Origin of the sequence: Actinoplanes sp. NPDC020271, assembly GCF_044388125.1 — a bacterium.
Classification (GTDB): domain Bacteria; phylum Actinomycetota; class Actinomycetes; order Mycobacteriales; family Micromonosporaceae; genus Actinoplanes.
Genome location: NZ_JBIRWQ010000004.1, coordinates 119,006 through 145,534, shown reverse-complemented (window position 1 = coordinate 145,534; position 26,529 = coordinate 119,006). Strand labels below are relative to the sequence as shown.

32 protein-coding genes and 1 tRNA gene are annotated in these 26,529 nt (G+C 68.2%); 19 read left to right on the top strand and 14 right to left on the bottom strand.

What is annotated here, in order from left to right:
* Positions 1-179: 179 nt before the first annotated feature.
* The 4 genes from ACH442_RS10880 to ACH442_RS10865 form a co-directional block, all read right to left on the bottom strand.
* A complete protein-coding gene (locus ACH442_RS10880) occupies positions 180-1,841 on the bottom strand; it encodes an MDR family MFS transporter (protein ID WP_396337757.1) in 1,662 nt (553 codons plus the stop codon).
* Positions 1,838-2,326 (bottom strand): MarR family winged helix-turn-helix transcriptional regulator, encoded by a 489-nt coding sequence (locus ACH442_RS10875; RefSeq protein ID WP_396337756.1) that lies wholly within the window; start codon positions 2,324-2,326, stop codon positions 1,838-1,840. The genes ACH442_RS10880 and ACH442_RS10875 overlap by 4 nt, the downstream gene beginning before the upstream one ends.
* Before the next feature lie 77 nt (positions 2,327-2,403).
* Positions 2,404-3,003, bottom strand: a complete 600-nt coding sequence (locus tag ACH442_RS10870) for a class I SAM-dependent methyltransferase (protein ID WP_396337755.1) — start codon at positions 3,001-3,003, stop codon at positions 2,404-2,406.
* A gap of 78 nt (positions 3,004-3,081) precedes the next feature.
* Positions 3,082-3,558 carry a hypothetical protein gene (locus ACH442_RS10865; RefSeq protein WP_396337754.1) on the bottom strand — a complete coding sequence of 159 codons (477 nt, stop codon included), beginning with the start codon at positions 3,556-3,558 and terminating at the stop codon, positions 3,082-3,084.
* A gap of 214 nt (positions 3,559-3,772) precedes the next feature.
* Here ACH442_RS10865 and ACH442_RS10860 point away from each other — a divergent pair, with 214 nt between their 5' ends.
* A complete protein-coding gene (locus ACH442_RS10860; RefSeq protein ID WP_396337753.1) occupies positions 3,773-4,432 on the top strand; it encodes a response regulator in 660 nt (219 codons plus the stop codon).
* A gap of 102 nt (positions 4,433-4,534) precedes the next feature.
* Positions 4,535-6,028: a hypothetical protein gene (locus tag ACH442_RS10855; protein WP_396337752.1), complete on the top strand. Its 1,494-nt coding sequence runs from the start codon at positions 4,535-4,537 to the stop codon at positions 6,026-6,028.
* Positions 6,029-6,122: 94 nt separating this feature from the next.
* Here the strand turns inward: ACH442_RS10855 and serA are convergent, their stop codons facing one another.
* On the bottom strand, positions 6,123-7,352 hold the full coding sequence (serA, locus tag ACH442_RS10850) for a phosphoglycerate dehydrogenase (RefSeq protein ID WP_396337751.1): 1,230 nt from the start codon (positions 7,350-7,352) through the stop codon (positions 6,123-6,125).
* Between the two features lie 379 nt (positions 7,353-7,731).
* On the opposite strand from serA, the gene ACH442_RS10845 reads away from it, so the two are divergent.
* On the top strand, positions 7,732-7,968 hold the full coding sequence (locus ACH442_RS10845; protein WP_396337750.1) for a hypothetical protein: 237 nt from the start codon (positions 7,732-7,734) through the stop codon (positions 7,966-7,968).
* A gap of 92 nt (positions 7,969-8,060) precedes the next feature.
* Positions 8,061-8,384: a hypothetical protein gene (locus ACH442_RS10840; RefSeq protein ID WP_396337749.1), complete on the top strand. Its 324-nt coding sequence runs from the start codon at positions 8,061-8,063 to the stop codon at positions 8,382-8,384.
* Here ACH442_RS10840 and ACH442_RS10835 read toward each other — a convergent pair.
* Both ACH442_RS10835 and ACH442_RS10830 read right to left on the bottom strand, forming a co-directional pair.
* Positions 8,356-9,471 carry a sensor histidine kinase gene (locus ACH442_RS10835; protein WP_396337748.1) on the bottom strand — a complete coding sequence of 372 codons (1,116 nt, stop codon included), beginning with the start codon at positions 9,469-9,471 and terminating at the stop codon, positions 8,356-8,358. The two genes, ACH442_RS10840 and ACH442_RS10835, sit on opposite strands and share 29 nt — an antisense overlap.
* Positions 9,468-10,124 carry a response regulator transcription factor gene (locus ACH442_RS10830; RefSeq protein WP_396337747.1) on the bottom strand — a complete coding sequence of 219 codons (657 nt, stop codon included), beginning with the start codon at positions 10,122-10,124 and terminating at the stop codon, positions 9,468-9,470. The genes ACH442_RS10835 and ACH442_RS10830 overlap by 4 nt, the downstream gene beginning before the upstream one ends.
* A 125-nt stretch (positions 10,125-10,249) precedes the next feature.
* Between ACH442_RS10830 and ACH442_RS10825 the strand changes: the two genes are divergently transcribed.
* From ACH442_RS10825 to ACH442_RS10810, 4 genes are read left to right on the top strand one after another with little or no spacing between them, the layout of a single operon-like run.
* Positions 10,250-10,816, top strand: a complete 567-nt coding sequence (locus ACH442_RS10825; protein WP_396337746.1) for a hypothetical protein — start codon at positions 10,250-10,252, stop codon at positions 10,814-10,816.
* Positions 10,813-11,871, top strand: a complete 1,059-nt coding sequence (locus ACH442_RS10820; RefSeq protein WP_396337745.1) for a peptidoglycan-binding protein — start codon at positions 10,813-10,815, stop codon at positions 11,869-11,871. Before ACH442_RS10825 ends, ACH442_RS10820 begins: the two co-directional genes overlap by 4 nt.
* Positions 11,868-12,575, top strand: coding sequence for an ABC transporter ATP-binding protein (locus ACH442_RS10815; protein WP_396337744.1), 708 nt, complete (start codon positions 11,868-11,870; stop codon positions 12,573-12,575). The genes ACH442_RS10820 and ACH442_RS10815 overlap by 4 nt, the downstream gene beginning before the upstream one ends.
* Position 12,576: 1 nt before the next feature.
* On the top strand, positions 12,577-13,770 hold the full coding sequence (locus tag ACH442_RS10810; RefSeq protein WP_396337743.1) for an ABC transporter permease: 1,194 nt from the start codon (positions 12,577-12,579) through the stop codon (positions 13,768-13,770).
* On the opposite strand, the gene ACH442_RS10805 is transcribed toward ACH442_RS10810, so the two are convergent.
* The 3 genes from ACH442_RS10805 to ACH442_RS10795 form a co-directional block, all read right to left on the bottom strand.
* Entirely contained in the window at positions 13,713-14,183 is a 471-nt protein-coding gene (locus ACH442_RS10805) for a helix-turn-helix domain-containing protein (protein WP_396337742.1), read from the bottom strand. The two genes, ACH442_RS10810 and ACH442_RS10805, sit on opposite strands and share 58 nt — an antisense overlap.
* A gap of 189 nt (positions 14,184-14,372) precedes the next feature.
* Entirely contained in the window at positions 14,373-14,612 is a 240-nt protein-coding gene (locus ACH442_RS10800; protein WP_396337741.1) for a hypothetical protein, read from the bottom strand.
* A 114-nt stretch (positions 14,613-14,726) separates the two neighbouring features.
* The gene (locus ACH442_RS10795; protein WP_396337740.1) at positions 14,727-15,425 is read right to left on the bottom strand and encodes a hypothetical protein; all 699 of its coding nucleotides are present in this window, start codon (positions 15,423-15,425) and stop codon (positions 14,727-14,729) included.
* A gap of 237 nt (positions 15,426-15,662) precedes the next feature.
* Between ACH442_RS10795 and ACH442_RS10790 the strand changes: the two genes are divergently transcribed.
* From ACH442_RS10790 to ACH442_RS10765, 6 genes are all read left to right on the top strand, one after another.
* Positions 15,663-17,186: a hypothetical protein gene (locus ACH442_RS10790; protein WP_396337739.1), complete on the top strand. Its 1,524-nt coding sequence runs from the start codon at positions 15,663-15,665 to the stop codon at positions 17,184-17,186.
* A 287-nt stretch (positions 17,187-17,473) separates the two neighbouring features.
* Positions 17,474-17,692, top strand: a complete 219-nt coding sequence (locus tag ACH442_RS10785; protein WP_052164059.1) for a hypothetical protein — start codon at positions 17,474-17,476, stop codon at positions 17,690-17,692.
* The gene (locus ACH442_RS10780) at positions 17,676-18,194 is read left to right on the top strand and encodes a DUF6879 family protein (RefSeq protein WP_396337738.1); all 519 of its coding nucleotides are present in this window, start codon (positions 17,676-17,678) and stop codon (positions 18,192-18,194) included. Before ACH442_RS10785 ends, ACH442_RS10780 begins: the two co-directional genes overlap by 17 nt.
* Positions 18,175-19,026, top strand: coding sequence for a helix-turn-helix domain-containing protein (locus ACH442_RS10775; protein ID WP_396337737.1), 852 nt, complete (start codon positions 18,175-18,177; stop codon positions 19,024-19,026). The genes ACH442_RS10780 and ACH442_RS10775 overlap by 20 nt, the downstream gene beginning before the upstream one ends.
* 213 nt (positions 19,027-19,239) lie before the next feature.
* Positions 19,240-19,506 carry a hypothetical protein gene (locus tag ACH442_RS10770; protein WP_396337736.1) on the top strand — a complete coding sequence of 89 codons (267 nt, stop codon included), beginning with the start codon at positions 19,240-19,242 and terminating at the stop codon, positions 19,504-19,506.
* Entirely contained in the window at positions 19,503-19,829 is a 327-nt protein-coding gene (locus ACH442_RS10765; protein ID WP_396337735.1) for a hypothetical protein, read from the top strand. The genes ACH442_RS10770 and ACH442_RS10765 overlap by 4 nt, the downstream gene beginning before the upstream one ends.
* Positions 19,830-20,055: 226 nt before the next feature.
* Here the strand turns inward: ACH442_RS10765 and ACH442_RS10760 are convergent, their stop codons facing one another.
* Positions 20,056-20,442 (bottom strand): hypothetical protein, encoded by a 387-nt coding sequence (locus ACH442_RS10760; protein WP_396337734.1) that lies wholly within the window; start codon positions 20,440-20,442, stop codon positions 20,056-20,058.
* Positions 20,439-20,636: a DNA-binding protein gene (locus ACH442_RS10755; RefSeq protein WP_396337733.1), complete on the bottom strand. Its 198-nt coding sequence runs from the start codon at positions 20,634-20,636 to the stop codon at positions 20,439-20,441. Before ACH442_RS10755 ends, ACH442_RS10760 begins: the two co-directional genes overlap by 4 nt.
* A 169-nt stretch (positions 20,637-20,805) precedes the next feature.
* Here ACH442_RS10755 and ACH442_RS10750 point away from each other — a divergent pair, with 169 nt between their 5' ends.
* Together ACH442_RS10750 and ACH442_RS10745 are read left to right on the top strand one after the other, a co-directional pair.
* Positions 20,806-21,498, top strand: coding sequence for a hypothetical protein (locus ACH442_RS10750; protein WP_396337732.1), 693 nt, complete (start codon positions 20,806-20,808; stop codon positions 21,496-21,498).
* The gene (locus tag ACH442_RS10745) at positions 21,495-22,697 is read left to right on the top strand and encodes a tyrosine-type recombinase/integrase (RefSeq protein ID WP_396337731.1); all 1,203 of its coding nucleotides are present in this window, start codon (positions 21,495-21,497) and stop codon (positions 22,695-22,697) included. Before ACH442_RS10750 ends, ACH442_RS10745 begins: the two co-directional genes overlap by 4 nt.
* A gap of 90 nt (positions 22,698-22,787) precedes the next feature.
* Here the strand turns inward: ACH442_RS10745 and ACH442_RS10740 are convergent.
* Both ACH442_RS10740 and ACH442_RS10735 read right to left on the bottom strand, forming a co-directional pair.
* A tRNA-Arg gene (locus ACH442_RS10740) sits at positions 22,788-22,863 on the bottom strand.
* 13 nt (positions 22,864-22,876) lie between these two features.
* On the bottom strand, positions 22,877-23,956 hold the full coding sequence (locus ACH442_RS10735) for an alpha/beta hydrolase (protein ID WP_396337730.1): 1,080 nt from the start codon (positions 23,954-23,956) through the stop codon (positions 22,877-22,879).
* A gap of 172 nt (positions 23,957-24,128) precedes the next feature.
* Between ACH442_RS10735 and ACH442_RS10730 the strand changes: the two genes are divergently transcribed.
* From ACH442_RS10730 to ACH442_RS10720, 3 genes are all read left to right on the top strand, one after another.
* A complete protein-coding gene (locus ACH442_RS10730) occupies positions 24,129-24,743 on the top strand; it encodes a single-stranded DNA-binding protein (protein ID WP_396337729.1) in 615 nt (204 codons plus the stop codon).
* A gap of 231 nt (positions 24,744-24,974) precedes the next feature.
* A complete protein-coding gene (locus ACH442_RS10725) occupies positions 24,975-25,433 on the top strand; it encodes a hypothetical protein (RefSeq protein ID WP_396338123.1) in 459 nt (152 codons plus the stop codon).
* Between the two features lie 68 nt (positions 25,434-25,501).
* Positions 25,502-26,488, top strand: a complete 987-nt coding sequence (locus tag ACH442_RS10720; RefSeq protein ID WP_396337728.1) for a cobalamin biosynthesis protein — start codon at positions 25,502-25,504, stop codon at positions 26,486-26,488.
* Positions 26,489-26,529 lie beyond the last annotated feature (41 nt).

Genomic DNA, 26,529 nt, shown 5'->3' with positions numbered 1-26,529 from the left:
CACCGGGGGGGGCCTGCGCCCCCCCCCCCCCCCCGCCGGCCCCCCCCCGGGGCGGGCCGCCGCCCCCCCCGCCCACCCCCCCCCCCCCGGGGGGTCGTTTCCGGGGCTCTCGTCATCGACGGCGGAATGCGAGCGGGGGTACGCCCGGCCGGGCGTACCGCCGCGCAATTGTCTTCTGGTCAGTGAGCGTGAGTCGCGGTGTCGGCCTCGACCTCCGCCTTGGCCGCGTCGTCGGCGCGCTGCTGCTGGGCGGAGCGCGTGGCGAGCGGGATCTCCGGGAGGAAGAAGACCGCGACCAGGCCGACCAGCATGATGAAGAACGCCATCAGGTAGACGACGTGGACGCTGTCGGAGAAGCCGACCTTGAACGGGTGGGCGACGACGTCGGTGAGCTTGTTGATGAACGACGTGTCGCTGAGCCCGCCGCCGCCCTGAGCCTGGGCCAGCAGTTGCTGCTGAGCCGGGTCGGAGGCGGCCTTGACGAACGCCGGGTCCTTCGCGGCGTCCGCGTACGCGTCCTTGATGTTGCCGGGCAGCACGTTGAAGAGCACCGACAGGAAGACCGCGGTGCCGAGCGTGCCACCCATCGAGCGGAAGAACGTGACCGCGCCGGTGGCGACGCCGATCTCGCGCGGAGACACCGCGTTCTGCACCGCGGTGATCATCGGCTGCATGTTGCCGCCCAGGCCGAGGCCCATCAGGACCATGACCAGCATGGTCCGCCACAGCGGGGTGTCCGCGCCGATCAGCGAGAACAGGAACAGTGCGATCACCATCAGCGTGCTGCCGATGATCGGGAAGATCCGGTAGCGACCGGTGCGGGAGATCAGCTGGCCGGAGATGATCGAGCCGGTCATGATGCCGACCACGAACGGGATCATCTGCAGGCCGGCCATGGTGGCCGAGGAACCCTTGACGATCTGCAGGTAGAGCGGCACGGTCATCAGGCCGCCGAACATCGCGATGCCGAGGATCGTGCTGGCGCCGGTGCCGACCGCGATCGTGCGGTTGCCGAACAGGCGCAGCGGGAGCAGCGCCTCCTCCTTGTAGGCGCGCTCGGCGAAGACGAACGCGACCAGGCCGATCACGCCGATCGCGTAGCAGGCGATCGAGCGGCCGGAGCCCCAGCCCCAGTCGCGGCCCTGCTCGGCGACGGTCAGCAGCGGCACCAGGCCGACGATCAGGGCGACCGCGCCGGGCCAGTCGATGCGGTGGTTGACCCGGGTGTGCGGCAGGTGCAGCACCTTCGCCACGACCGCCATCGCGGCGACGCCGATCGGCACGTTCAGGTAGAAGACCCAGCGCCAGCCGTCGACCCAGAGCAGCTCGTCGGCCCCGGCGAAGAAGCCGCCCAGGATCGGGCCGAGCACGCTCGCGGTGCCGAAGACGGCCAGGAAGAGGCCCTGGTACTTCGCGCGCTCGCGGGGCGGCACGATGTCACCGATGATCGCCAGCGCCAGGGACATCAGGCCACCGGCGCCGATGCCCTGGATCGCGCGGAAGGCGGCCAGCTCGTACATGTTCTGCGAGAGGCCGCAGAGCATCGAGCCGACGATGAAGATGCCGATGGCGAACAGGAAGAAGGGGCGCCGGCCGTAGATGTCGGACAGCTTGCCGTACAGCGGGGTCGAGATGGTCGACGTGATGAGGAACGCGGTGGTGGCCCAGGCCTGCAGGTCGAAGCCGTGGAGGTCGTCGGCGATCGTCCGGGTCGCGGTGGCCATGATCGTCTGATCGAGGGCGGCCAGGAACATGCCCATCATCAGGCCGCCGAGGATCGTGAGGATCTGGCGGTGGGTGAATTCCGCGGCCGGTTTTCCGACCGCCGTGGGGTGGCTCACAGGTTCTCCCGTGGTGGTGCGCCGAGGTCGGTGCGCAGCAGCGCCTCGACGGAGGTGTTGAACTCTTCGAAAAGCCGGGCGAAAGCGTCGACCCGGTCGGCCGGCCAGTCGCTCAGCGCCCGCTCCAGCAGGGCGATGCGGGCCGCGTCGAGGCGCTCGCACGCCTGCCGCCCCGTCTCGGTGACCGCCAGCCGGGAGGCCCGGCCGTCCGCCGGGTCGGCCTCGCGGCGAGCCAGGCCGGCCTTGACCAGCTGGGCGACCTGCCGGCTGATCGTCGAGGGGTCGGCCTGTTTCAGATCGGCCAGGTCGGTGACCCGCATCGGCCCGCTCGCACGCAACGGCAGCAGCAACATCAGCGCGGAGAACTCGGCGCCGAGATCCCCGGTCCGGAGCATGCCCCGGAACCGGGGGCCCATCCGGATCAGCCGGATGATCTCGTCCGAGAGCCGCGCGACTCCGGGCGTGGTTTTCTGCTGGTCGTGCACGTGGTGGCCGTCCTCATGGGCGCCGCGGACAATGCGTGTAGCGTACAAGTTGTTGCGTGGTGAACGCATCTCGGCGGTCAGCGCATGCGCCACACCCCGGTCCGCAGTTCGCCGGTCTCCTCGAGACTCTCCGGCACGGGTACGACATATTCGGTGACCCGTGCGAAGAGCCGCTCCGGGAAGTACCCCCGGCCGGGGTCGCCAACCAGCACTGATGCCCCGTTCCGGCGGAACGTGCGCAGCTGCGCGGTGATCGCCGGGGCGACCGAGGGGCTGTAGTAGACGTCACCGGCGAGCACGAGATCCGGCTGCTCGACCGGCTCGGCCAGGGTGAGGTCGTTGGCCGCGGCGTTGCGGTGCGCGGCGGCGACCGCGGCCGGGTCGATGTCGGTCGCGGCGACCTCGGCGGCACCGGCGCGGGCGGCGGCGATCGCGGCGACCCCGGAGCCGGTGGCCAGATCCAGCACGCGGCGGCCGGCCACCTCGTCCGGGTGATCCAGCAGGTAACGGGCGAGGGCCTGACCGCCGGCCCAGACGAACGCCCAGAACGGCGGTGGCGAGTCGCTGTGGAACTCGCCGCCGGTCAGGTCGAAGAGCCCGAGCGGCGCGTCGACGAGGTGGAGTGAGATCTCCGGGGCCAGCGGCACGGGCAACAGGGCGATGGGGACGTCGAGCACGCGGCGATTCTCCGCCCGAGCTCCGCTTCGCGCTCGCGGTTTACTGCAGATCGGCGCGTACGGCGTTTTGCCGCTTCTTCAGATGGCGGCGTGCGCCACCGGCAGCTTCGCCCGGTACTTGGCGCGCAGCTCGGCGGCCCACGGGGTGTCCTCGTCCTCCAGCAGCGGACGGTTGGCCAGGAATGCGGCGGCGGTCAGCGGGCGGGCCGCGCGTTCCGGCGAACGGCCCTCGGCGGCGGCGATCAGCTGGTCGAACGTGGCCACGTCGACCCGGACCCGCTCGGTGTCCAGCCGGTAGCTCCCGCTGTTGCCGACCACCACGGAGTCACGGCCGCACACCCCCGGCTCCAGCCGGTCCCGCAGCACCTTCAGGTCGGCCCTGACCGTGGCCGGTGGGGCGCCGATCAGGTCGGACAGCTCCACAAGGGACTGCTCGCCGTGCAGCGCCAGGAGGGCGAGCAGCTGACGCGGGCGATCCCCGCCGAGGTCGTCGCCGGCGAGCCGGACGCCGCGGGTGCGGACCTCGATGCGGCCGAAGAGCTGGATGTCGTACATGATTCAGCATCGTGTCCGTCGTCGCCGGAGACCGGCAAGCCCCAATGCGGGGGGTGCCCTCGGCCGAAAGACTGGTCGAAACGACCGCTCGGGTGGCAACCTGACGTCGCCGTGGCACAACGCTCGCCTGTTGGTAGGGCGGCACGGTGGTGGGTAGTCCTTAGACTGCGCGGGGCCCGAGCGGGCCGGCCGTTGGACAGAGGATGGTGTGCGCATGGGGAACGACGGGGCGATCCGGGTGCTCGTCGTCGACGGTCACCAAACCTTTGCCGAGCTGCTCGGGCACGCTCTGGCCGGGCAGCCGGACCTGCTCTGGGTGGGCCACGCGCGGACCGGTCAGGAGGCGCTGCACCTCTCCACCGAGCTGTCGCCGAACGTGATCCTGCTCGATCCCGATCTGTCCGATGCGGACGGCATCGCGATCGCCCAGCTGATCCTGGTGCGCCAGCCGGACACCCGTGTGGTGATCCTCACCGCCCGCGAGGACCCGACGCAGATCGGCCGCGCCACCGCGATCGGCGCCGCCGGGTTCATCTCCAAGAACGGCGCGCTCGCCGACGTGCTGAACGCGCTGCGCACCGCGCACGGCGGCGGCATGACGGTCTCCACCGACATCATGGCCCGCCTGCTGCGCAGCACCAGCCCGGCCACCGTGACCAAGGCACCGAGCGGGCTGACGGCCCGCGAGGACGAGGTGTTGCAGCTGATGGCGGCCGGTCTGGACGCACGGGCGGTGGCGCGCCGGCTGGGCATCAGCGTGCACACCTGCCGGGGTTACCAGAAGGCGGTCCTGGCCAAGCTGGGGGCGCACAGCCAGCTCGAGGCGGTGGCCATCGCCACCCGGCGTGGGCTGGTCCGGCCCGAGCTCCGGTGAATTCCAGGTTTCGTTGGAGGATCAGCTGATCCGCGGAGCGCTGCTATCCGTGTTCTCTTGCGGGCGCCACGTGACGGCGCTGCAGGGGAGAGGACATCGGCCGTGGACCGCATCGTCATGGACGGCGTGACGCCGGAGTCGGGAGATCCGGCTTCGTCGTCGTCACCTTCGTCATCCCTGTCGTCCACCTCTTCTGAACTGCCGCAACGTCGCAAGGGCGGGCGGGACCGGATCTACCGGCAACCCGCCGGGCAGCCGGGCGGCAGCTCCGCGATCGGCCCGGTCGAGCCGCCCGCCGGTGGCTGGTTCGGTGACGCCGACGAGCCGGACGGGGCCGAGCCCGTGTCGCCGGCACCGGTCGACCCGAAACCGTTCCGTCCCGCCTCCAACTACGAACCGTCGAGCGGGGCGCATTCCTACGAGCCGCCGGCCGCCGCGCCGGTCTCGCCACCCGAGTACGGACCGGCGTCGCCCAGCGGGCCCGGACGGGCGTCGTTCGGGTTCAGTGCCGGGCCGATCAGCGGGAACCGGCCGCTGGGCGGGCGGGACGAGGACGGGGCGTTCCCGGTGGCCGAGGAGGAGGCGGGCGGGCTCCCGATCGTACGGAGAAATCCTGGTGACGCCGTGCCGGCCTCGCCGGCGGCGGCGGCTGGGGACCGGGGCGCACCGGAGGCGCCCGCCCGGCCGGCGTCCGGCACCGACGCGTTCCCCTCGTGGGAGGGCACGACCTGGGCGGACACGCTCGACGTGCCGCGCACGATGCCCGGTCAGACGCCCGCTTCCACTTCTGCTTCCGCGCAGGCTCCCGCGGCGCGGCCGGTGCGCCTCCTGCGGCCCCGGCGGTCGCGGCTGGTCACCGCCGGGATGACGCTGCTCGGCACGATCGCCGTGCTGGTGATCGCGGTGACCGGGGTCGTCTACTACTCCGGGCCCGACTCGAAGATCAACGACATGCTGAACCTCGGTGGCAACGCCCCCGCCGCGGCCGGCTCCCGGCTGGTCACCGCGCCGATCAACGGCCGGACCAAGGCGGCGTTCGAGATGCTCGCGGCCAGCGACCGGATCCGGGTCTCGATCGCCGACATCGGCGACGACCTGTTCCGGATCAGCACGCCCGACGGCTCACCGCTGCGGCCCAGCCCGCAGCTCACCGACGACGCGGTACGCCTGCAGGTGAACCGGGACGGCGCGGGCGCCGACGGCGAGGTCGAAGTGGTGCTCGCCGCACGGGTGCGGTGGACGCTGCGCTTCTCCGGTTACGCCGCGGAATGCGACGTGGACCTCGGCGAAGGTCAGGTGGACGGGATCGAACTGGTCGGCGGCACGCGGCGGGCCGTGATGGCGCTCTCCAAGGCGTCCCGGACCGTGCCCGTGAAGATCCTCGGCGGGGTGGACGACCTGACCCTGCGCGCGCCGGCCGGGAACCCGATCCGGGTCAAGGTCGGAGGCGGGGCGACCACGGTGACCGCCGGGGCGCGGACTCTGCGCGACGTGGCGCCCGGATCGACGCTGACCCCGAAGAACTGGAACACCTCCGGACGCTACGACGTGGAGACCGCCTCGAAGATCTCGCTGCTGAGCGTGGAGGCGGGGTAGGGACGCGCGCTCGACGGCGTACGCGCAGATCGTTTGATCCTGGCTCTTGATCGTGAACGGGCCCTCCCCGCGGGGAAGGCCCGTCACGGCACGATCAGGACAGGACGCGCAGGCGGACCGTCTGCTCCATGGCGCGCAGCTGGTCCAGGACCTCGTCGCTGTAGCCCTTGCCGATGTCGGTGATCAGGTACCCGTACTCCCCACGGGTGCTGAGGAGCTGCCCCTCGACGTTCACGTTGTGCTCGGCGAGGATGCGGTTGACCTGGGCCAGCACGCCCGGGGTGTTGATGTGCACGTGCACGATCCGGTGCAGGCCGGGCTGCTCGGGCAGGACCACGCCGGGCAGGTTCACGCTCAGCGTCGTGTTGCCGTCGACCAGGAACTTCGCCAGCTTGTTGGCGACGAAGCCGCCGATGTCGGACTGCGCCTCCTCGGTCGAGCCGCCGATGTGCGGGGTGAGGATCACGTTCGGCAGGCCGCGCAGCTCGGAGAGGAACTCGTCGCCCCGGCCCTTCGGCTCGGTCGGGAAGACGTCGACGGCGGCGCCGGCCAGGTGACCGCTCCGCAACGCGTCCCGCAGAGCCAGATGGTCGACCACGATGCCGCGCGACAGGTTCAGGAACAGGCTGCCGGGGCGCATCCTCCCGAACTGCTCGGCGCCGAAGAAACCGGCGTTGCCCGGGCGGCCGTCGACGTGCAGGGTGACGATGTCGCTGGTCTCCAGCAGCTCGTCCAGGCTGGCGCAACGGTGCGCGTTGCTCAGCGCCAGCTTGTCGGCGGTGTCGAAGAACGAGACCGACATGCCCAGGTTCTCCGCCAGGACGGACAGCTGGGTGCCGATGTTGCCGTAACCCACGATGCCGAGGCGGCGACCGCGGATCTCGTGTGCGCCGTCGGCCGACTTGTCCCAGACGCCGGCGTGCATCAACGCGTTCTTCTCGGTGAGACGGCGGGTCATCGCGATGATCTCGGCGATCGCCAGCTCCACCACCGAGCGGGTGTTCGAGAACGGGGCGTTGAAGACCGCGACACCCGCCGACGAGGCGGTGGTCAGGTCGATCTGGTCGGTGCCGATGCAGAACGCGCCGATCGCCACCAGGCTGTCGGCCGCCTCCAGCACCTTCGCGGTGACCTTCGTCTTCGAGCGGATGCCCAGCAGATGGACCCCGGAGATGCGCTCGATCAGCTCGGCCTCGTCCAGCGCGCTGGCGACGGACTCGACCGCGAAGCCGTCCTCCTCGAGGCGGGACACCGCATCCGGGTGGATGCTCTCCAACAGCAGGACTCGCACCTTGGCCTGATCGATCATCATCTTCCGTTCCATGTTCCGTAGGCCGCCGGGGCCTAGATCGGGCCGCCCGGGCCGCTACGCCGAAGCCCAGTTCACAGGGCGTCAAGGGTAGTCCCCTCGGCGGTGCGGGCCGGTGCGGTGTGGGTGAGGTCCCACCAGCCGGTCGGGATGCCGGGGCCTCGGGGGTGGTGTTGCTCTGCCTTGCGGTGGATTACGCGGGACCGGGACGGGGCGGTTCATGCTGCAGCCTTGCTCCTGTGCAACGCCTGATCCGGGATCGTGGCAGCGCGGGCCGTGGAGGGAAACGGAATTTCTCGCCGGTTGGACGGGCATTTGTCGGTTTGTGTGCCACGATCGCGGGCCGGATCCGGTGGGGCGGGAAAGTGTCGTACCCCGGCGGGAGGATCTCGGCATGACTGCAGCACGCATGGAAATCATTGATCCGACCAGCACTTCTACCGTTGCCGAGACGGTTGTCGCCGAGCGCGAGGCCTGGATGGAGCAGTTGCGCGAGCGAGCCGCGCTCACCCGCCGGCGACGGGCCGCGGTGGCGGCCGAGCGGCAGGCGACGCGGCAGCGCCGGGCCCACGGCCTGGTCGAGCGGCAGGCGGCCCGGCTGATGCGGGCCCGGGCGCGCCCGCCGGCTTAGTTCGTGCCACTTTCGGGTGATCCCGCGCCGTTCGCTCGGTATGTGCGGGGTGGGCGCTCGCGCGTGCCGGCGCGTGGCGGGCCGGGCCGCGGATGCGGGCGGTGCTGCCGGCCGGGGCGTCCGGAGTGGCGTTCGGGATCGCCTCGGTGCTGTCCAAGGCGGTGCTGGCCGCCCTGACCGGCGGCGGCCCGCCGCGGGTGTCCACGACGGCCGGTGCGATGGTGGTGGCGTTCGCGGCCGGCGGCTACCTGCTGGGCCAGCTCTCCTGTCGCGGGGCCGGCCTGGCGGCGCCGCTAACCACGCTCAGCGTCGTGAATCCGCTGGTGGCCGCCCTTGCCGGGGTGGTCGCGCCGGGGGAGAGCGTGGGGGGAGCAGCGCGGCCACGTCTCAGCGGGCGCGGGGGAGCAGCACGGTGACGTCGAGGCCGCCCTCGTCGCGGGCGTCGGCGCGGACCTCGCCGCCGTGCGCGCGGGCCACCGCGCGGACGATGGACAGGCCCAGGCCGGCGCCGGGGGAGACCAGCCGCTCGCTGCGATACCGGTGGAACGGCTCGAACAGGCCGGGAACGTCGTAGCGCGGAATCACCGGGCCGGAATTCGAGACGCGCAGCTCGACCCAGCCGTCCGGCCTGGTCAGCGTCGTCACCCTGACCCAGCCGTTCACGGCCACGTTGTGCCGCACCCCGTTCTCCACCAGGTTCTGCACCAGGCGTTCCAGCAGGACCGGGTCACCGAGGACAGCCGCCTCGAACGGCTCGGCCACGACCTTGACGGTGTCCGACACGGCCACGTGATCGACGATGTCGGCCAGATCGACGTACGACCTCCCGGTCACCTCCCGATCCGACCGCGCCAGCAGGAGCAGCCCGTCGATGAGCCGGCTGTGCCGGTCGTTGATCGCCAGCAGGGTGCTGCCCAGCTGCCGTACCTCCGGGGAAGCCGTCTCCGGGGTCAGCGCGACCTCCAGCAACGTGCGGTTCAGGGTCAGCGGCGTGCGCAACTCGTGCGAGGCGTTGGCGATGAACCGGCGCTGCCCGTCGAACGACTTGTCGAGCCGGGCCAGCATCACGTCGAACGTGTCGGCGAGCTGTTTCACCTCGTCGTCCGGCCCGGTCATGCTGATCCGCTCGTGCAGGCCCCGGTCGGCCGGGGACTCGGCGATCCGCCGGGCGGTCGCCGTGATCTCGTGCAGCGGCTGCAGCATCCGCCCGGCGACCAGCCAGCCCAGCGCGATCGTCGCCACGCTGACCACGAGCAGGGCGATCGTGCCCTGCCTGAGCAGGGCGTGCATGGTGTCGGCCCGGGTGTCCTTGATGATGGTGTTGATGGCGGGCTGCCCGTCCGGCCCGATGACCGCCTCGGTGGCGCGCTGCATGCTGCCCGCGGTCACGGTGTCCCGGCCGACCAGCACGTAGATGGCACCGAGCAGGACCAGCCCGGCCAGCACGAACACGCCGCCGTAGACCAGGGTCAGGCGGGCCCGCACGGTGAGGTTGAGGTTCATCGGATCCGGTACCCCACTCCCGGCTCGGTCAGCACCACCGGCGGGTCGCCCAGCTTGCGGCGCAGTTTCAGGATCGTCATCCGGACCGCGTGGGTGAACGGGTCGGCGTTCTCGTCCCACGCCTTCTCCAGCAGCGTCTCCGCCGAGACGGGGGTGCCGTCGGCCCGCAGCAACTCGGCCAGCACGGCGAACTCCTTGCGGGACAGCGGCACGTACCGCCCGTCGCGGTGCACCTCCCGACGGTACGGATCGAGGCTGATCCCGGCCCGGCGCAGCACCGGCGGCGCAGCCGGCCGGGCCCGCCGCCCGAGCGCCGCGACCCGGGCCGACAACTCCCGGAACGCGAACGGTTTCGGCAGGTAGTCGTCGGCGCCGAGGGCGAGCCCGGCGACCCGGTCGTCGATGCCGGCCGCCGCGGTCAGCATCAGCACCCGGATGTCGGCATTGCGCTCGACGAGCACCCGGCACACCTTGTCGCCGTGCACGACCGGCACATCCCGGTCCAGCACCACCACGTCATAGTCGTTCACGTCGATACGTTCCAGCGCCGAGCCGCCGTCGTAGACGACGTCGACCGCGTGCGCCTCGTGCCGCAGCCCCTGCGCCACCGCGTCGGCCAGCAACGGTTCGTCCTCGACCACCAGGATCCGCATGGCTCTCATAATCGCAAGATCCGGTGTCACCTCGGTGTCACCGTTTTTCGTGACGCCCGGGAAACCCGCTCCTCGCTCTACTTCGGTGCGTGGCAGCCGCACGGCTGCCGGCGAAGGAGACGACGATGAGGACCAGAGCGATCCTCGCCGCGGGCCTGATGCTCGCCGCGACCGTGGCGGGCTGTGGCCGCACCGCCCAGAACGACTCGCTGGTGGCCACCGCGCAGAGCGGGCCGGCGCCGGCGAAACCGACCGCGTCCGTGAGCACTTCCGAGGACCCGGACGCCCCGCTGAAATTCTCCAAGTGCATGCGGGAGCAGGGCATGACGTGGTTCCCCGACCCGAGCGGCGGAAAGCTGTCGATCAGGATCCCCGACAATGTCAAGAAGGAAGACTTCGACAAGGCGCAGCAGGCCTGCCGGCAGTGGGCACCGGACGGCGAGAACGCCCCCGCACCCAGCGCCGAGGACCTCGAGAAGGCCCGGCAGATGGCCAAGTGCATGCGGGAGAACGGGGTGCCCGGCTTCCCCGACCCGGGCCCCAAAGGCCAGATCGCGATCGACTCGAAGATGGGCATCGACCCGGAGTCGCCGACGTTCAAGGCGGCCGAACAGAAATGCGACCAGTACCGGCCCGAAGGCGGTCCCAAGGAGGTCGGCCGGGACGGCTCGCCCGAGGGAGCGGGCGCATGAGCCGCAAGTGGACGACCGCGGCGGTGGCCGGGGCACTGGTGGCGGGCGGCGTGACCGCGTACGTGCTGATCGTGGGTCTGCCGCAGGCCGAGGAGCCGGCACAGGCCGGCGCGAGCAACCTGCCGGCCGCCACCGCCGGCGTGACGAGGACGACGCTGGTCGACAAGGAGAGCCACGACGGGACACTCGGTTACGGCGACACGGGCGCGCTCACCACCCGGCTCAGCGGAACCGTCACCTGGATGCCGGCCACCGAGAGCACGATCAGACGCGGACAACCCTTGTACAAGGTGGACAACGAACCCGTCCTCCTGATGTACGGGACGACACCCGCCTACCGCGCGCTGAGCTCCGGAACCAAGGGCACCGACGTCAAGCAGTTCGAGCAGAACCTGTGGGCGCTGGGCTACCGGGGGTTCACGGTCGACGACACGTTCACCTCGGCCACCGCCGACGCCGTCGAAGAATGGCAGGAAGACCTGGGCCTCGACGAGACCGGCACGGTCGGCCTGGGCCGCGTCGTCTTCGAAACCGGCGCGGTCCGCGTCGACTCCCGCACCGTCGAGCCGGACGCGACCGTCCAGCCCGGCACCGAGATCCTGAAGACCAGCGGCATCGGCCGGGTCGCCACCGTCAAACTCGACGCCGCCGACCAACGCCTGGCCAAGAAAGGCACGAAGGTCGACGTCACCCTCCCCGACGGCTCGACCGTCCAGGCGAAGATCTCCGGCGTCGAGACCACCGTCGAACAGTCCGACGAGCCGAACGGCGAGGACGAGACGAAGATCGACGTCACGATCCGACTCACCAGAGCGCCCGCCGGCCTCGACGAGGCGGCCGTCACCGTGCTCTTCGTCGCCTCGCAGCGCGAGAACGTGCTGACCGTCCCGGTCAACGCGCTGCTCGCACTCAGCGAAGGCGGTTACGGCCTGCAAGTCGTCGACGGCACCACCACCAGGATCGTGGCGGTCGGGACCGGCCTGTTCGCCGACGGGCGCGTCGAGGTCACCGGCGGAGACATCTCCGAGGGTACGAAGGTGGGTGTCCCGGCATGAGCCCGGTCGTCGAACTGAGCGAGCCGCTGCCGTCCGCGCCCGCCACCGGCCCGGTCATCGAACTGAACCAGGTGACCAAGACCTACCCCGGCGGGGTCACCGCACTGCGCGACGTGGACCTGACCGTGCAGTCCGGCGAACTGATCGCGATCGTCGGGCCGTCCGGCTCCGGCAAGTCCACCATGCTGCACATGATCGGGACGCTGGACCGGCCGACGTCCGGGACGATCCGCATCGACGGGCACGACGTGGCCGCCCTCACCGACCGGCAGCTCTCGGCACTGCGGGCCCGCTCCATCGGATTCGTCTTCCAGCAGTTCCACCTCGCCCCCGGCCGCTCGGCGGTCGCGAACGTCGCCGACGGGCTGCTCTACACCGGCGTACCCCGGAAAGATCGTGAAACGCTCGCCCGGGAAGCGCTGATCCGGGTCGGGCTCGGCGACCGCCTCGGCCACCGCCCGCACCAGCTCTCCGGCGGGGAACGGCAACGCGTCGCGGTCGCCCGGGCCGTCGCCGGCGACCCGGCGGTGCTGCTCGCCGACGAACCCACCGGCAACCTCGACTCGGTCGCCGGCGCCGGAGTCGTCGCCCTGCTGCGCGAACTCAACGCCGCCGGGACCACCGTGCTGGTGATCACCCACGACCACGAGATCGCCGAATCCCTGCCACGCCAGGTGCCGATGCGGGACGGGCAGGTGATCTGACATGCCCCCGCCCCGCACCCTGCGACCCGCCCGGCTCAGCTCGGCCGACCTGCTCCAGCTCGGCGGCTCCGGCCTGCGGGCCCGGCCGCTGCGCGCCGTGCTCTCCGCCCTCGGCATCGCCATCGGCATCGCCGCGATGGTCTCCGTCGTCGGCATCGGCACCTCCAGCCAGGCCGCCCTCGACCGCACCCTCGCCCAACTCGGCACCAACATGCTGACCGTCGCCCCCGGCAACACCATGTTCGGCGAGGCCGCGACCCTGCCCGACGACGCCCTCGCCATGATCAAACGGATCGGGCCGGTCACCAGCGCGACCGCGGTCGGCACGGTCACCGACACCCCCGTCTACCGCTCCGACCGGATCCCGGCCGGCGAAACCGGCGGCCTGTCCCTGCAAGCCGCCCAGCTCGACCTCCTCGCCACCGTCCGGGCGACGATCAACCACGGCACCTGGCTCAACGCGGCCACCGCCCGATACCCCGCCGTCGTCCTCGGATCGGCGGCCGCCCGGCGACTCGGCGACGTGCCGACGGTCTACATCGACGGCCGCTGGTACCGCGTCGTCGGGGTGCTCGACAGCGTGCCGCTCGCCCGCGAACTCGACAACGCGGTGCTGATCGGATGGGACGCGGCCAAGCAGTACCTGGACTTCGACGGACACGCCACCACGATCTACACCCGCTGCGTCGAATCCCAGGTGGAGAACGTCCGGGCCGTCCTCGCCGCCACCGCCGACCCGGAAAGCCCCGACGAGGTCAACGTCTCCAAGCCCTCCGACGCGCTCGCGCCGAAACGGGCGGCGAACACGACGTACAACGCGCTGCTCCTCGGCCTCGGCGCCGTCGCGCTGCTGGTCGGCGGCATCGGCGTGGCCAACACCATGGTCATCTCCGTGCTGGAACGCCGCGCCGAAATCGGGCTGCGCCGTTCCCTCGGCGCCACCCGCGGCAACATCCGCACCCAGTTCGTCTCCGAATCGCTGCTGCTCTCCGCACTCGGCGGCGCCGGCGGGGTACTCGGCGGATTCGCGGTCACCGGGATCTACGCGATCACGCGGGACTGGCCGACGGTCGTACCGAACCGGGTCATCCTCGGCGGGCTTGCCGCGACCGTGGTGATCGGGGCGGTCGCGGGACTCTACCCGGCCATCCGGGCGGCGCGGCTCGCCCCGACCGAAGCCCTCGCCGCCGCCTGACCACCGCCGGCGCCGGAATGACCACCCGGCGCCGGCCGATCAGACGGCGGCCCTGGTGTGCGGCGGAACGCGATGCCGAGCCCGGCGTCCAGCGCCGCGGCCAGACGCGCAGGCAGGGGCACGGCCGGAGTGGCACCACCGGACTCCAGCCGGGACAGCCGCGGCTGGGTCATCCCGGTGCTCTCCGCCGGCTCGGGCTGGGTCCGCCCGAGCTCAGTGCGCCGATCGTGAACCATCTGGCCGAGCAGCAGAGCGGCCCGGGCTTCCTCGTCGGCGCCGGTGCGCTGCCAGCGAGTGCGACATGTCATCCAGCCTGCCGCCACGGCGAGAAGGGCACGGGTGGTGGGGCGGCGGCGAAACGCCTGGTGGATCGTGGTGGTGGCGCGCCCGGCAGGATTCGAACCTGCGACCATCGGAGTAGGAGACCTGCCGGGCGCTCTGGATCATCGGACCTCATCAGTCATCATTCTGACCAGGCAAAATACCTCTGATCTGGCTTTCAAGATCAGCGGTGATCATGAAGGATGATCGCTTGTAACCTCGATGACCGGTAACAAAATCGGTAACGCTCTGCCTGGTTGCGCTCATTAGCAGGCCCAGGATTACGCGCCCGGCGGCAGTTCCTCCTGAGCTGCCGGATCCGCCCGGCGCCCTGACCGCCGGAGCACACCCATGGCACTGATGGAGAAGCAGGCGTCGATGATTCGCTGGATGTCCACAGCACGTACCTTCCAGCGAACGTGAGCAATGAGTGCAACGACGAACACGATGACGCGCACCAAGGCTAGGACGAGAAGCGCCGACACCGAAAACGTCAAGCCAGCCGGCCAGTTTTCGAGCATGGAGACACAGACCCCTTCAGGAGCCTGCACCGTGCCCAATCGGCTAGCAGGATTCTTCGGCCGCTACGGCTCGGGCGACGTATAAAGCTGTGCCGGACAATCTAGCAGGAGTGTTCAACCGTCCCACACCGCGATCAAGTTTTGCTTGCGTGCGTCGAGCGCGCGCATCACGTTGGCGCTGGCGACAAGCTGTTGGCCGCACCTGCATTGAAGGAAGCAAGCCGGACGCATCAGCCCGTATACCTCATGGTCATACTCGTCTTGGCGGTACGAGTCCTTGAGAATCCTGAGACCTTCAATCTCGAAGTCCATCTCACCGTCGTAGTCCTCGAAAGCCCGAAGCCACGGGTCACGGACCGCTTCCGAGAACCAGGGGGTATGTTCCTGATCCCACTTGAGTGCCCTGCGGCGCTCCGCCTTCTGTGCCTCCGTCTGAGGCCGCATGATCACGGCCATCGTTGGGACAAGGATCGGCTCACGCAAGGTGGGGTACACGTGGGCGAGCGCGTGTCCCTTCCTGGGGCAGCGGATCGTCAGAGCTATCGGGCCTCGAAACCTGCGGGGATAAGAGATATCCAGACCGCGACTGACCAGCTCCTTCAGGGTCAGCGCTTCGTCAAGCCGGAGCTGATCCAGCGCCGACAGTGATCGGCTCGGGCTCGCCACGCGACGTTTCTTCTCGCGTTCTTGCAGCGCCGCGATCCTCTTGTCAAGAGCCTTTGCCCATTGCTTGACCGTCTCGTCGGCGTGAACCCTGCGGAACAGCGCGTTGATGCGGTCGTTGGTCCTGTCTTGGTCCTGCACCGATGACATGCCGCCGATCAACCTATTGATGGACGTGTGTTCTGCTCGCTAGCAAGCCTACAAGGCCCGTGCGTGGCATCGGTGTGAGTAGATTTGTTGTGAATCGTGTATAAGATTTGCCCTTTAGGGTGATTTGGATTGGTGAAGTCGGCTGGTTGGAAATGGCTGGGGATGTGAGCGTAGGAATTCGATCTGGCTGATTGTCGCATTGTTGACATTGCTGCGAGTGGTTGAAGCCAATATGGGATGTTGAAGTATTGCCGCCTTGCGTTGCCTAATCGGGAGGTTCTTGATGTTCAAGGCGATATTCCTTCATTATGGGGGATGGCTACGTTGACACGCGGTGCGGCGCTTATACTTGCGCTCTACGCATTTGTTCCCGCCACCGTGATCAGCCTATTCTCGTTGGCATTTAGCTTGCTTTCAAATCGGCATATCGGGCACTTCCCGCCGCGCCTGCCTGCGTTGGGGAAAAGGATGGGTGCGGCCAACCCATTCAGGGCGCCCGTGAGGGCTGTTCGAATGAAGATGCAAAGTAAGCTAGACCGCTATTCTGCCCGGTGTGGCGAGCGGGCGACCGTCCGCCGTGCGCTTCTGTTGGCCATGGCGCGACGAATCGCGCCGCCGGACATCGAAGCCAACTTCATGCCTAGTTATATCGCTTTCAGGAATCTGGTGATTATCGCTTTTCCCGTGATGTTGGCAGCCGTTTACGGTGCCATTGCGGCGTCGGCTCCGATTCTTGCCTATGGCGGTCTTGTAGAGATCGTGGTGCCACTGAACGAGTTGCCGGTCGCTGAGCCTGCTATGGTTTCGGCTTTTATTGGTGCATTTACAGGTGGAATGGTGTGCGTTGGCGTTATCACACACTTCTTCGACTATCCGCGACCTGGCATGCTGCGAACTCTTCGGCGTGCGCGACAGGGTCTAGACGCTAGATCCATGTACTCTGCGGCAGCTCAATTTGCGTCCGATCGGTTACATTTCCTATCTTGGGTGATTGCCTTCTGGGTGCCACTATCTTACTTGGCCTTCGTTGCGGAAACGGTGCCGTCAACGCCGGAAGGGCAGATGCCGCAGCCGAACCCACCGGCAGTCGTCAATTTTGTGAAGGATTGGTTTCTGGTCGTAATACTGGCATCGGTGATTGTTGCATCGTTTGGTTGGCGTAGAAGGTCGGCGCGAATGAGGGCGCTAAGCGCAGTCCTGACCCATCTTGATCGTTACGATGAATATGGCGTCGAGCCTCAACAGCAGCGTGCTTCTTCAGGAATTGATAACAAGCGACGAATCCGCTTGGCAAAACTGGCCGATCGGCTCGACTATCTAGCCCGGCCCATGAGTCGTCCGCTGTCGCGTAGGTCGGCTGTTAATCCGACCGCACTCATCATGCGCGCCGCTGCGCGTAATATACGGACCGTGCTGCGCAGTCGAGACTCTCTTCATGTCAATGGTCTTGATATCACCACGAAGTCTTTGCGAGGGCTTGCAGTGTGTTTGGCGGAATCCGTTGAACTGGACATGGTTGCACTCGCCGATGGCGTAGGGGCCTACGCCGAAGATGGAACGCCGGCTGAAGACTTGATCGAGCCGGTTCCTGGCAGAATTTCTCGGCTAACCCGAAAGGTGTCGGCGAGTCTCGGTGGTGACCTAGAGCGGCCCGTCAAAGTATTACAGAATATCGGGATTGTAATCGGAGCTATTGTGGCTCTCTATGCGTTCCTGATTCATGGTGATCTGGATGGGCTTAAGGACGCGATACCAAAATAGTCTTGGGAGCCCGGTTCGTATTTGATGAATTCCATTTGGCGGCGCCGGAATTGGCGCTGATCTGAATCTGTGGGTTCCTACGAATCTAGCTGCGAGCGCCCTGGGGGTGTGACCCCTTGGTACTCGATATAAGCACCGCCGTGTGATAGCACCTCGAAAACTGCCACGGTTCTGGAGTCGTCGCGCCGGCAGATAGATCGAAAGCCGTGAGCACTTGACGGTGTGTGACGACGCAACCACGATGGAGGTGCGCAACACCTCGCAACCTTCGAGACAGGGAGTTGGCCGTGCGCCTAACCTTCGTAGCCAAGGACCCGAACTCCAACCCGACGAACTCGCCGACCCTTTACCGGACTGACCGGGGTAGCTGGCTGGTTCAGGGCTTCGTCGTGACCGATCCCGATGCGCTGGCGGAGATGGACATTCCGGAGGGAGAGTCTGTGGTCGAGATCCCTGACAGGATGATCCAGTTCTTCACCGAGGAGGGCCGTGGCGTCGCTGGATGAGGCGGAGTTCGATCGCTTGCTCCGCACCTTCGAGAGGTCGTCAGACCACCTGGAGACACGTGATGCCTACGGAACCGAGGTCGAGATTCCGTACATGGCGAAGTGGGCGGCTCAGGAACCGGATGACCTGAGCTGGCTGGATGACTGGTGTTCCACCCTGCGGAACCACGTGGCCGCGGGCAAGAGCGTTCGTCGGGCGCGGGTGATCTCTGAGCCGCTGAGCGACTACCAACTGTGGAGCTTCAGCATCGCCCGCCCGATGGTCGACGCTGGCGAAGACATCCGCTGGACTCCCCGTTCGCTGGTGTCGGCGCTGGCTCTACCGGGAAACGACTTCTACCTGTTCGACGATCGTCTTGTGGTCTTCCTGCTCTACACCGGGAACGGGCTGAACGCTGGCATGGAAACCTCGACCGATCCCGCAGTCGTCAACCTCTGCCGATCCGCCTTCGACGCGGTGTGGAAACTCGCGATCCCGCATCGTGACTACGAACCCAAGTAGCTCCGCCAAGCAGGCGCAACAGGCGCTCGGCGCCCGACTCCGTGAGATCCGCAGGGACGCTGGACTCACGGGGCGGGCGCTGGCTGCTGCGACGGGCCAGCATTACACCAGGGTGAGCAAGCTGGAGAACGGCGTTCAGCAGCCGACCTCAGATGACATCCGGGACTGGTGTCGCGCCTGTAGGGCTGAAGCCGAGGCTCCAGATCTTCTCGCTACGTTGCGGGCTGTTGAGTCGGCGTACGTCGAGTTCCGCCGGCAGGCGCGGGCTGGGATGAAGCGGGTGCTGGGCATCCGCGCTCCCACCCTCTACGAGGAGACGAGCCTGTTCCGGATCTACGAGCACAACGTGATCCCCGGCCTCTTCCAGACCCCCGACTACTGCGCCGCCATGCTGTCGTTCTGGAGCCGGTTCCTCGATGCTCCCAACGACCTGGACGAAGCGGTCGCTGTCAGGATGGAGCGCCAACGGATTCTCTACCAGCGTGGTAAGCGATTCGCTGTGATCCTGGAGGAGCAGGCGTTGAGAACCTGGTTCGGCGATGCCGACACCCAGGCCAATCAGCTTGACCGCTTGTTGACTGTGATGTCGCTTCCGACCGTGGCGCTCGGTGTAATCCCGCTGATGGTTGAGCGAGGGGCCGTGCCGTCGGCTGGCTTTTGGATGTTCGACAACCAGCTCGTGGCTCTGGAGACCCCGACCGCGAGCATCGAGGTCACCCAGCCAAGCGAGATCGAGCTGTACGGGCGGATGTTCGAGAACCTTCACCGCGTCGCCCTCTACGGCAAGCCGGCGCGAGACCTCATTACCCGCGTGGCCAGCGAGCTGAGTTGAAGCAACTATTCGCAACATCGTGGACCGGTAAGATCTCCCTTACCTAGCGTCTATCCCGTTGCCAATGAGGGATGTGGCCCATGGTGCTGATAGTCGCAGTGGCCTCGCTGGTCGTCGGGTTCGTCGGCGGCGTGCTCAGCTTGAAGGCGAAGAACCGTTGGTGTCCCGCTTGCGGGACGAGCCTTGCCTGCCTCGCCTGTGAGGAGGTGAACAGTGGATCGCCGCGTTCAGTCCACGAAGCGTGAGGTCACGCCCGGCGTGATCCTCAAGGTAAGCGTCATGGGTGGCTACTCGGTCGAACGAGAAGGCGACTACATCGGTTGGATCCATGCCAGCGTCGGCGACCGGTGGAACGCCTATGTGAGGCGTCCCGGTACCAGCGGCGATCTCCTCGGCCGGTACGCCCAAGACGACGCGGTGAAGGCCATCGTGACCGCCTGGGACGCTGGCGTTGCGCTCCCGAACGGATGCAGGGCATGACGGAGAAGCATCAGTACCCGCCTGCCGTTCTCGTGCATGCCGAATCGTGTCCTGACGTGGCGACTCTGCGGCGACGCGGGGTGACCCTGATCCCGATGATCACGCCTGCCATAGCCCGGACCTACCCGAACGGCCGGATGCACAACTGCTTCCACTTCACGTTGCAGAATCGCGGCGTGGTGGAGACGGTCCAGTACCCGCCGCATCCGTACGAAGAATCGACGGTGGTGTACGACGACGCGACCATGCCGTTGTGCGCGGTGTGCATGGGAACGCACGGAGTCCTGGACCGTCTGATCCTGCCGCCAGGTGTACGCAGCTGACCGGTATCCGAGAGGATGGTCAACAGCGAACGGGGTATGCCAAGCCGGGGCGGAGCCCCGGGATGACTGGCATCCCGAGACTCTTCCCGCTCGACTGCTTCCGCCATTGAGAGAGAGTAGAGAAGGCGGCGACGTTTTCCCAGCTCACGGCGTTTTGAGTTGATGCGGGAGGCCAATTGGGTTGGCCGGACATGTCGACGTTTGCCCGGAAAGTTGGGGGCTCGGATCAATCGAGGTCATGTACGGAGCACCGCCACCTGTCCTTCGTCGACTTCTGGAATACATGATGACGAAGGACGAGGCAGCGGGACTTCGACTCCGGCGCGATGAGGCCACGCCTCTTGGTCTCCTTGATGGCCGCGGAGACGCTGTCACGTCGGCAGGGCGTGACTTCACCGGTGCTGGTGTTGGTCGTGCCTAGAATCCGCGCCAACTCGCCAACCCTGAGTTCGGCGTGACCGAAAGCGTTCATCCTGCCCATGGCGGCGAACAGGACACGGATGTGAAGTGGTCCGCTGTTTGCTTCGCCAGCCATCCTGTACAGCTCGTTCTGCGAGAAGGCGGCCCAAGGGCCGTTGCCCGCGAAGGTGATTTGACGGTACGGATCGGTCACGCGCTGACCGCCGGCACGAGAGATCGTTCCTCGTAGGTCTCGATGTCGACGAGCCGATACAGGACGCGCCCGCCCAACTTGAGGTAAGCCGGGCCGATGCCCGCGCTGCGCTGGTTCGCGAGGTGCCCTGCGGTTACGGACCAGCGCTTCGCGAGGTGGGTTGGAGTGAGGTGGGTGGTGTCTTGCTGTGGCACGAGGAGGGACTCCCATGGTCGGACGGGCGTGCGGGCATCAGATGTCCTCTTCTCTGTGTGCTGGACCTGAGGTTGCGTGATCTACGACGAAGTTTAGTGAGAGATCATGAAAGCGCCAACAAGCCATAATCGTTATGGCTTGTAGCTGCTATCTGATAGCTTTGCTCGCATGACGAGAACACCCTCCAACGTGAGCGAGGCGTTGGCGATGACATCCGACTCCGCCGGCCCGGCCGTCTGGCTGGCTGAGGGCGAGCACGAAGCCTTCGTGGTCCACCGCCACGACGACGGCGATCAGGCGTGGCTGGTCGCGTTCCGGCTTATGGCCTCCAGGGACGCCTTAGGCGAGTGGCGTCCGGTCGAATTCGCAGTCAGGCAAGCCGTCGAATCTGAGCCGCTCGCCATGTCGAGCAAGACCATCCGAGCGTTGCCCATCGGCGAGCTGTTGGCCGCGTCCAGGAAGGCGCTGAGCGCCCAGCGTGGAGGCCGTGCGGGCCAGTCTGGCCTCCACCTGGTCAACCCCTCAGCGGTCTATCTGGCGGCGTTTTTGGAGGACGCTCGCGGGCGACGGCCCCGTGATGACACGGCCTACGCCGGCCTCGCTCTTGAGTACTCGTTCTTGGTTCAGGACGGTGACCGCACCCCGGCCAAGACGCTCGCGGACAAGCACGGCGGTGTGAGCGGCACGTGGGCCAATCGCATCGCGGAAGCGCGGCGACGAGGACTACTCACCCCGGTCAGGCCAGGCGAAGCCGGTGGCGGGATGACCGACAAAGCGATGAAACTCCTCTACCCCGCGTGGTCGCCGGAGGCCGACGCGTTGATCGATGCGGAGTTAGACGAAATGGAAGGCGATGCATGAGCAGGCGAGCCCTTGAACTCGGTGAACACGGCGAGATAGAAGCCAGCCCGCAGATGCGGGACGAGGCAGGAAAGTGGAAGAAAGCGCCTACCCCTCGTCGTGCGGATCGTTGGCGAGCGCGTTGCTACTACCGGGGCTATGACGGCGTCATGAAGGAGGTCTGCCGGTTCGCGGCGACGAAGCGAGCCGCCATCCAGGCCGTTGAGGCGGCCCTGGCGGAGCGCGAGCGTGGACACGTCGAGATGACCTCAGGGATGAAGCTGACGGCGGCAGGCGAGCTGTGGCTGACCCACATCCGACGGACCGACTCCGGCCTGAGCGCGAGAACCGTCCTGGACTATGGCCGGACCTTCACCCGCTACATCAACGCTCAGGGCTCAAGCATCCGTGGCCTGACGCTCGCGCAGGTGAACGACCCGCAACGGCTCCGGACGTTCCTCCAGAAGGTCGCGGACAACCACGGGACCGGAGCGTCGAAGATGAGCCGCAGCGTGCTGTCCGGGATCCTCGGATTCGCGATCGACAACGGCACGCTGACCACGAATGCGCTTCGTCAGATCAGGGCGGTCAAGGCCCAGACCGTCAAGACGCCAGCTCGGGAGCGGGACACCAGCCGCGCGTTGACCAGGGATGAGCGTGAGCAGGTCATCGCCTACGCCGACAAGCTCGCCCTGGCCGAGAACATCAACCCGCGCACGCGACGAAAGCGTGAGACGGTCGCGGACCTCATGGCGTTCATGGCCGGTAGCGGTGTGCGGATCAACGAGGCGAGGGCCGTCCGTTGGGACGACATCGATCTGAAGACCGGCGTGGTGCACATCCGCGGTACCAAGACGCGCAGTTCGGACCGGCGGCTGACCCTGCCCGTGTGGGTCATCGAGAGGACGAGGGCGCGAGCTGAGCGGCTGGATACCAAGGGCCTGGTCTTCGGCTCTCCGCACCACCTGAACGAGCCGGAACGGGTGTGGGACCAGAGCAACTCCGCCAAGGCGCTTGCCCGCATCTTCATCGGGAGTGGGTTCCCCTGGGCAACTCCGCACACCCTGCGCCGGACCGTCGCGACGATCCTCGACCAGTCCGGCGTGCCGATCGCGACGATCGCCGACCAGCTCGGCCACACTGACCCGGCCATGACCGCGCGTGTGTACCTTGGGCGTGACCTCATGGGCGACAAGGCGTCGGTGGCGGCGTTCCTCTGACGCTCGAACGCCAAAGTAGGTAATAAAGCAGGTAATCGGGGCTGGAAACCAAGCATCATCAGATGCGTTCGCCCTGATAGATCGAGGAAGTGGCGCGCCCGGCAGGATTCGAACCTGCGACCATCGGATTAGAAGTCCGGTGCTCTATCCGCTGAGCTACGAGCGCTGGCCAGCACATACTAGGCGGTCGTGCCGGACTTGTCGTCCGCCTCGTCGGCTGCCTTTTCGACGGCCGCCTCGGCCGCCTCCAGCACCATGGCCCGGCCGCCCTGATCCTCCGGCGCGGGCGGGATCTCGATCTCCGGCGTGCCCGGCGCCGGCAGGTACGCGTCGACCCAGCGGCCCACCTCGCGGAAGACCTCGGCGCGGACGCCCTTGCCGGAGAGCGTCAGGTCGTGCTTACCCCCGTTGAACTGGGCGATCGTCACCCGCGAGCCCAGCCCGGGCGCCCATCTGGCGATGTGTTCGACATCAAGAACAGAATCGGTCACATGTACGTCGTCGTGCCACGACTTGCCGCGGAACGTCCGGTCCGAGCAGGCGACCAGCACCGGCGCGTCGATGCCCAGGCCGGCCTGCAGTCGTCGCTGACCACGCCGGATAGCCGCGAGCCAGCCCATCGTGACCGGGAAACCGAGGATCGGCTTCCACGCCAGGTCATAGGACCATTCACCGTGGTAGTCGCGGTGCAGGCTTTGCCCGTAGAGCCCCAGTCCGCCGGTCGGCATCTTCCGGTACGGCGAACGGCCGGTGAGCGCGATCACCAGCGAGAGCGCCGGCCGCCGCATCAGCCATGGCATGTTGAAATCGAAGAAAGGACTGTTCAGGAACAGTCCGTCGATGACGCCCTGCCCGCGACGTGAGTGTGCCCACAGCGAGGTGATCAGACCGCCGGTCGAGTGCCCGGTCACCAGTAGCTGATCGTGGCCGTCGTCCTCGCGGATGATGCGGGCCGCCTCGTCGAGCTCCGGGTAGTAGTCGGTGAGGCTGCGGGCGAAGTTCGGCGTCTGGTGGGGGAGCAGACTCCGCCCGTACTTCCGGAGGTCCAGCGCGTAGAAATCCCAGCCGCGCTCGACGAAGAAGTCGGCCATATGGGTCTGGAAGAAGTAGTCCACGAAACCGTGGACGTGCAACACCGCCCTGCGGGTCGGCTGCTCGGCGCGCCGCCGGACGAGCGTCGCCACGACCGGGCCCTCGTCGTCGGTGCCCAGCTCGATGGTGTGCCGCTCATACGGCCAGCCCAGGACGTCGGTCTCCACCCTGTCAGGTTACCCGTGGGTATGCGGTGGCGCGCCATATCAGATCGACCACGGTCCGGGCCGTTGTCCACATTCCCGCGCTGTCCACAGGGCGAGAGGCGCCGTGACGCCGTACGCGCCAATCTCTGACCTGTCCGCCGCGCCGGCCGGACCCGACGACAAGGAGAAAGCAGTGTTCGACACCAACGTCACCATTATCGGCAACGTGCTCACCCAGCCGGAATGGCGTCGCACCCAGCAGTCCAACCAGCTCGTGGCGAACTTCCGGATCGCGTCCACGGCCCGCCGGTACGACCGGGAGAACCGCTGCTGGGTCGACGGCAACAGCCTGCGGATCCGGGTGTCCGCGTGGCGGCGGCTCGCCGAGGGTGTCATCGCCTCGATCAGCGTCGGGGATCCGGTCGTCGCGTACGGCCGCATCTACACCCGCGACTGGGAGGACGAAGAGGGCAACCACCGCGTCTCGTACGAGATGGAGGCGCACTCCGTCGGGCATGACCTCGCCCGCGGCCAGTCCCGGTTCGCCCGCACCCGGCCGACCGGCATCACCACGGCCGACGACGGCGAGACGGAGGCCGACGGGCTGCCGGAGCCGGTCGTGGGTGAGATGGAACCGGACTTCCTGCAGGTGGTGGCCGGTCTCACCGAGACCGCGGAGGAGCCCGAGGAGACCGGCGACGAGGAGCAGGAGGAGGAGAAGGAGGAGACGCCGGCCGAGCCGGAACCGGTCCCCGTCGCCGGCGTGCGGCGTGCCCGCCGGGCGCGGAGGGAGCCGGTCGCCGCCTGAGACGTTCCCGCGCAGCCGCCACCCCGCGGGCCTCTCCCTGCGGGCCCGCGAGGGTGAGTGGCGCCCGGCGGCCCGGCCGTGTCGGGGTCCGAGGCCGGGCCGCCGGTGCCGGGAACAGACGACGCATGAATCCCTCGATCGGGATGGGCCGATCGTGCCGCTTCTCCGAGCCGCCCGGCCGAGCGGCCCGATTGGTCTCAAGACAACCCCAACCGGCAGACTGAAGCGGTGATGCTGAAGGACATCCGCGCCATGGCCGGCGAGACGATCGTGCTCTCGCCGGAGGACCAGGACGCCGAGCACGCCAACACCACCTGGTTCGGTGCGCCACCGCACGAGCGCATGGGCATGTCGGCCGATGAGGTGGTGACCGCCTTCGAGGACACCGCGGTCGCGTTGCGGGAACAGGTGGCCGCCTCCGGCCATCGAGGGACCGCCACCTTCTACGTCTGGCACGACCCGGTCGCCGGTCAGCTGCGCTGCTCGGCCTGCACCCGCAAACCCGGCGACCTGGTCTTCCCGGTGCCGTACCAGGTGACCGACGACCTGCACGCCATCGTCGTGGAGTTCCTCGTCGACCGGGCCCCCGGATCCATCCAGTGGGGTGCCCTCGAACCGGTGCCCTACCCGGAGGCCGAGCCGGCGGCAATGGCCGTCTGGGTGTTCGACCTGACGCCCTTCGGCCGCTGAACCTCGCAGCTCCGGTCGCTGAGTTCGGCGGCTCCGGCTGCTGAGCCCGCAGCAAGGAAAGGACACACGTGCCGAATCGCTGGACCGCGGACGCGGCCGGGCTGCTCGCCGGATACCTGCTCGACGCCGCGATCGGCGACCCGCGGCGCTTCCACCCGGTCGCCGGATTCGGCACGGCCGCCGCCGCGCTGGAACGCCGGGTCTACCAGCCCCGGCGCCGGGCCGGAGCACTGTTCACCACAGCGGCGGTCGGCGTACCCGTCCTCGCCGGGCTGGCCGCCGGGCGGGCGACCCGCCACGTGCCGGCCGCGCGGTTCGCGCTCACCGCCGCCGCGACCTGGACCGTGCTCGGCGGCCGCACCCTGCGCAAGGAATCCCGGGTGATGGCCCGTCACCTGGGAAACGGCGACCTCACGGCGGCGCGCGGACGGCTCAACCATCTCTGCGGGCGCGACCCGTCCGCGCTCGACGAACCCGAACTGGCCCGGGCCACCGTCGAATCGGTCGCCGAGAACACGTCCGACGCGGTCGTCGCCCCGCTGTTCTGGGGTGCGCTGCTCGGCCCGGCCGGGCTGCTCGGCTACCGGGCGGCGAACACGCTGGACGCGATGGTCGGGCACCGCTCGGTGCGGTACGCACGGTTCGGAACGCCGTCAGCGCGGCTCGACGACCTGCTCAACCTGGCGCCGTCACGGCTGACCGGGCTGCTGACGATCGCGGTGGCGCCGGTGGCCGGCGGGTCACCACGAGAAACGATGCGGGTGTGGCGTCGGGACCGGGCTGATCATCCGTCGCCCAACGCGGGGCAGTGCGAATCGGCGATGGCGGGAGCGCTGGGCGTACGCCTCGGTGGACGCAACGTCTACTTCGGACGTAGCGAGACTCGGCCGTTCCTCGGGGACGGGCCACGGCCGTCGGCGGTGCATCTGAAACGGGCGGCACGGGTGTCCGCGGCGGTGGGGGTGGCGGCTGTGCTGCTGGCGGCCGGGGGTGCGCTGGTTCGTGGAGGCGTGGGGGCGGCTCTGCGTCGTGGCGGAAAGGGCGGAGCCCGATGATCTGGTGGTGGCGGCGGGGGCGGGGGCGGGGCCCGAAGGGC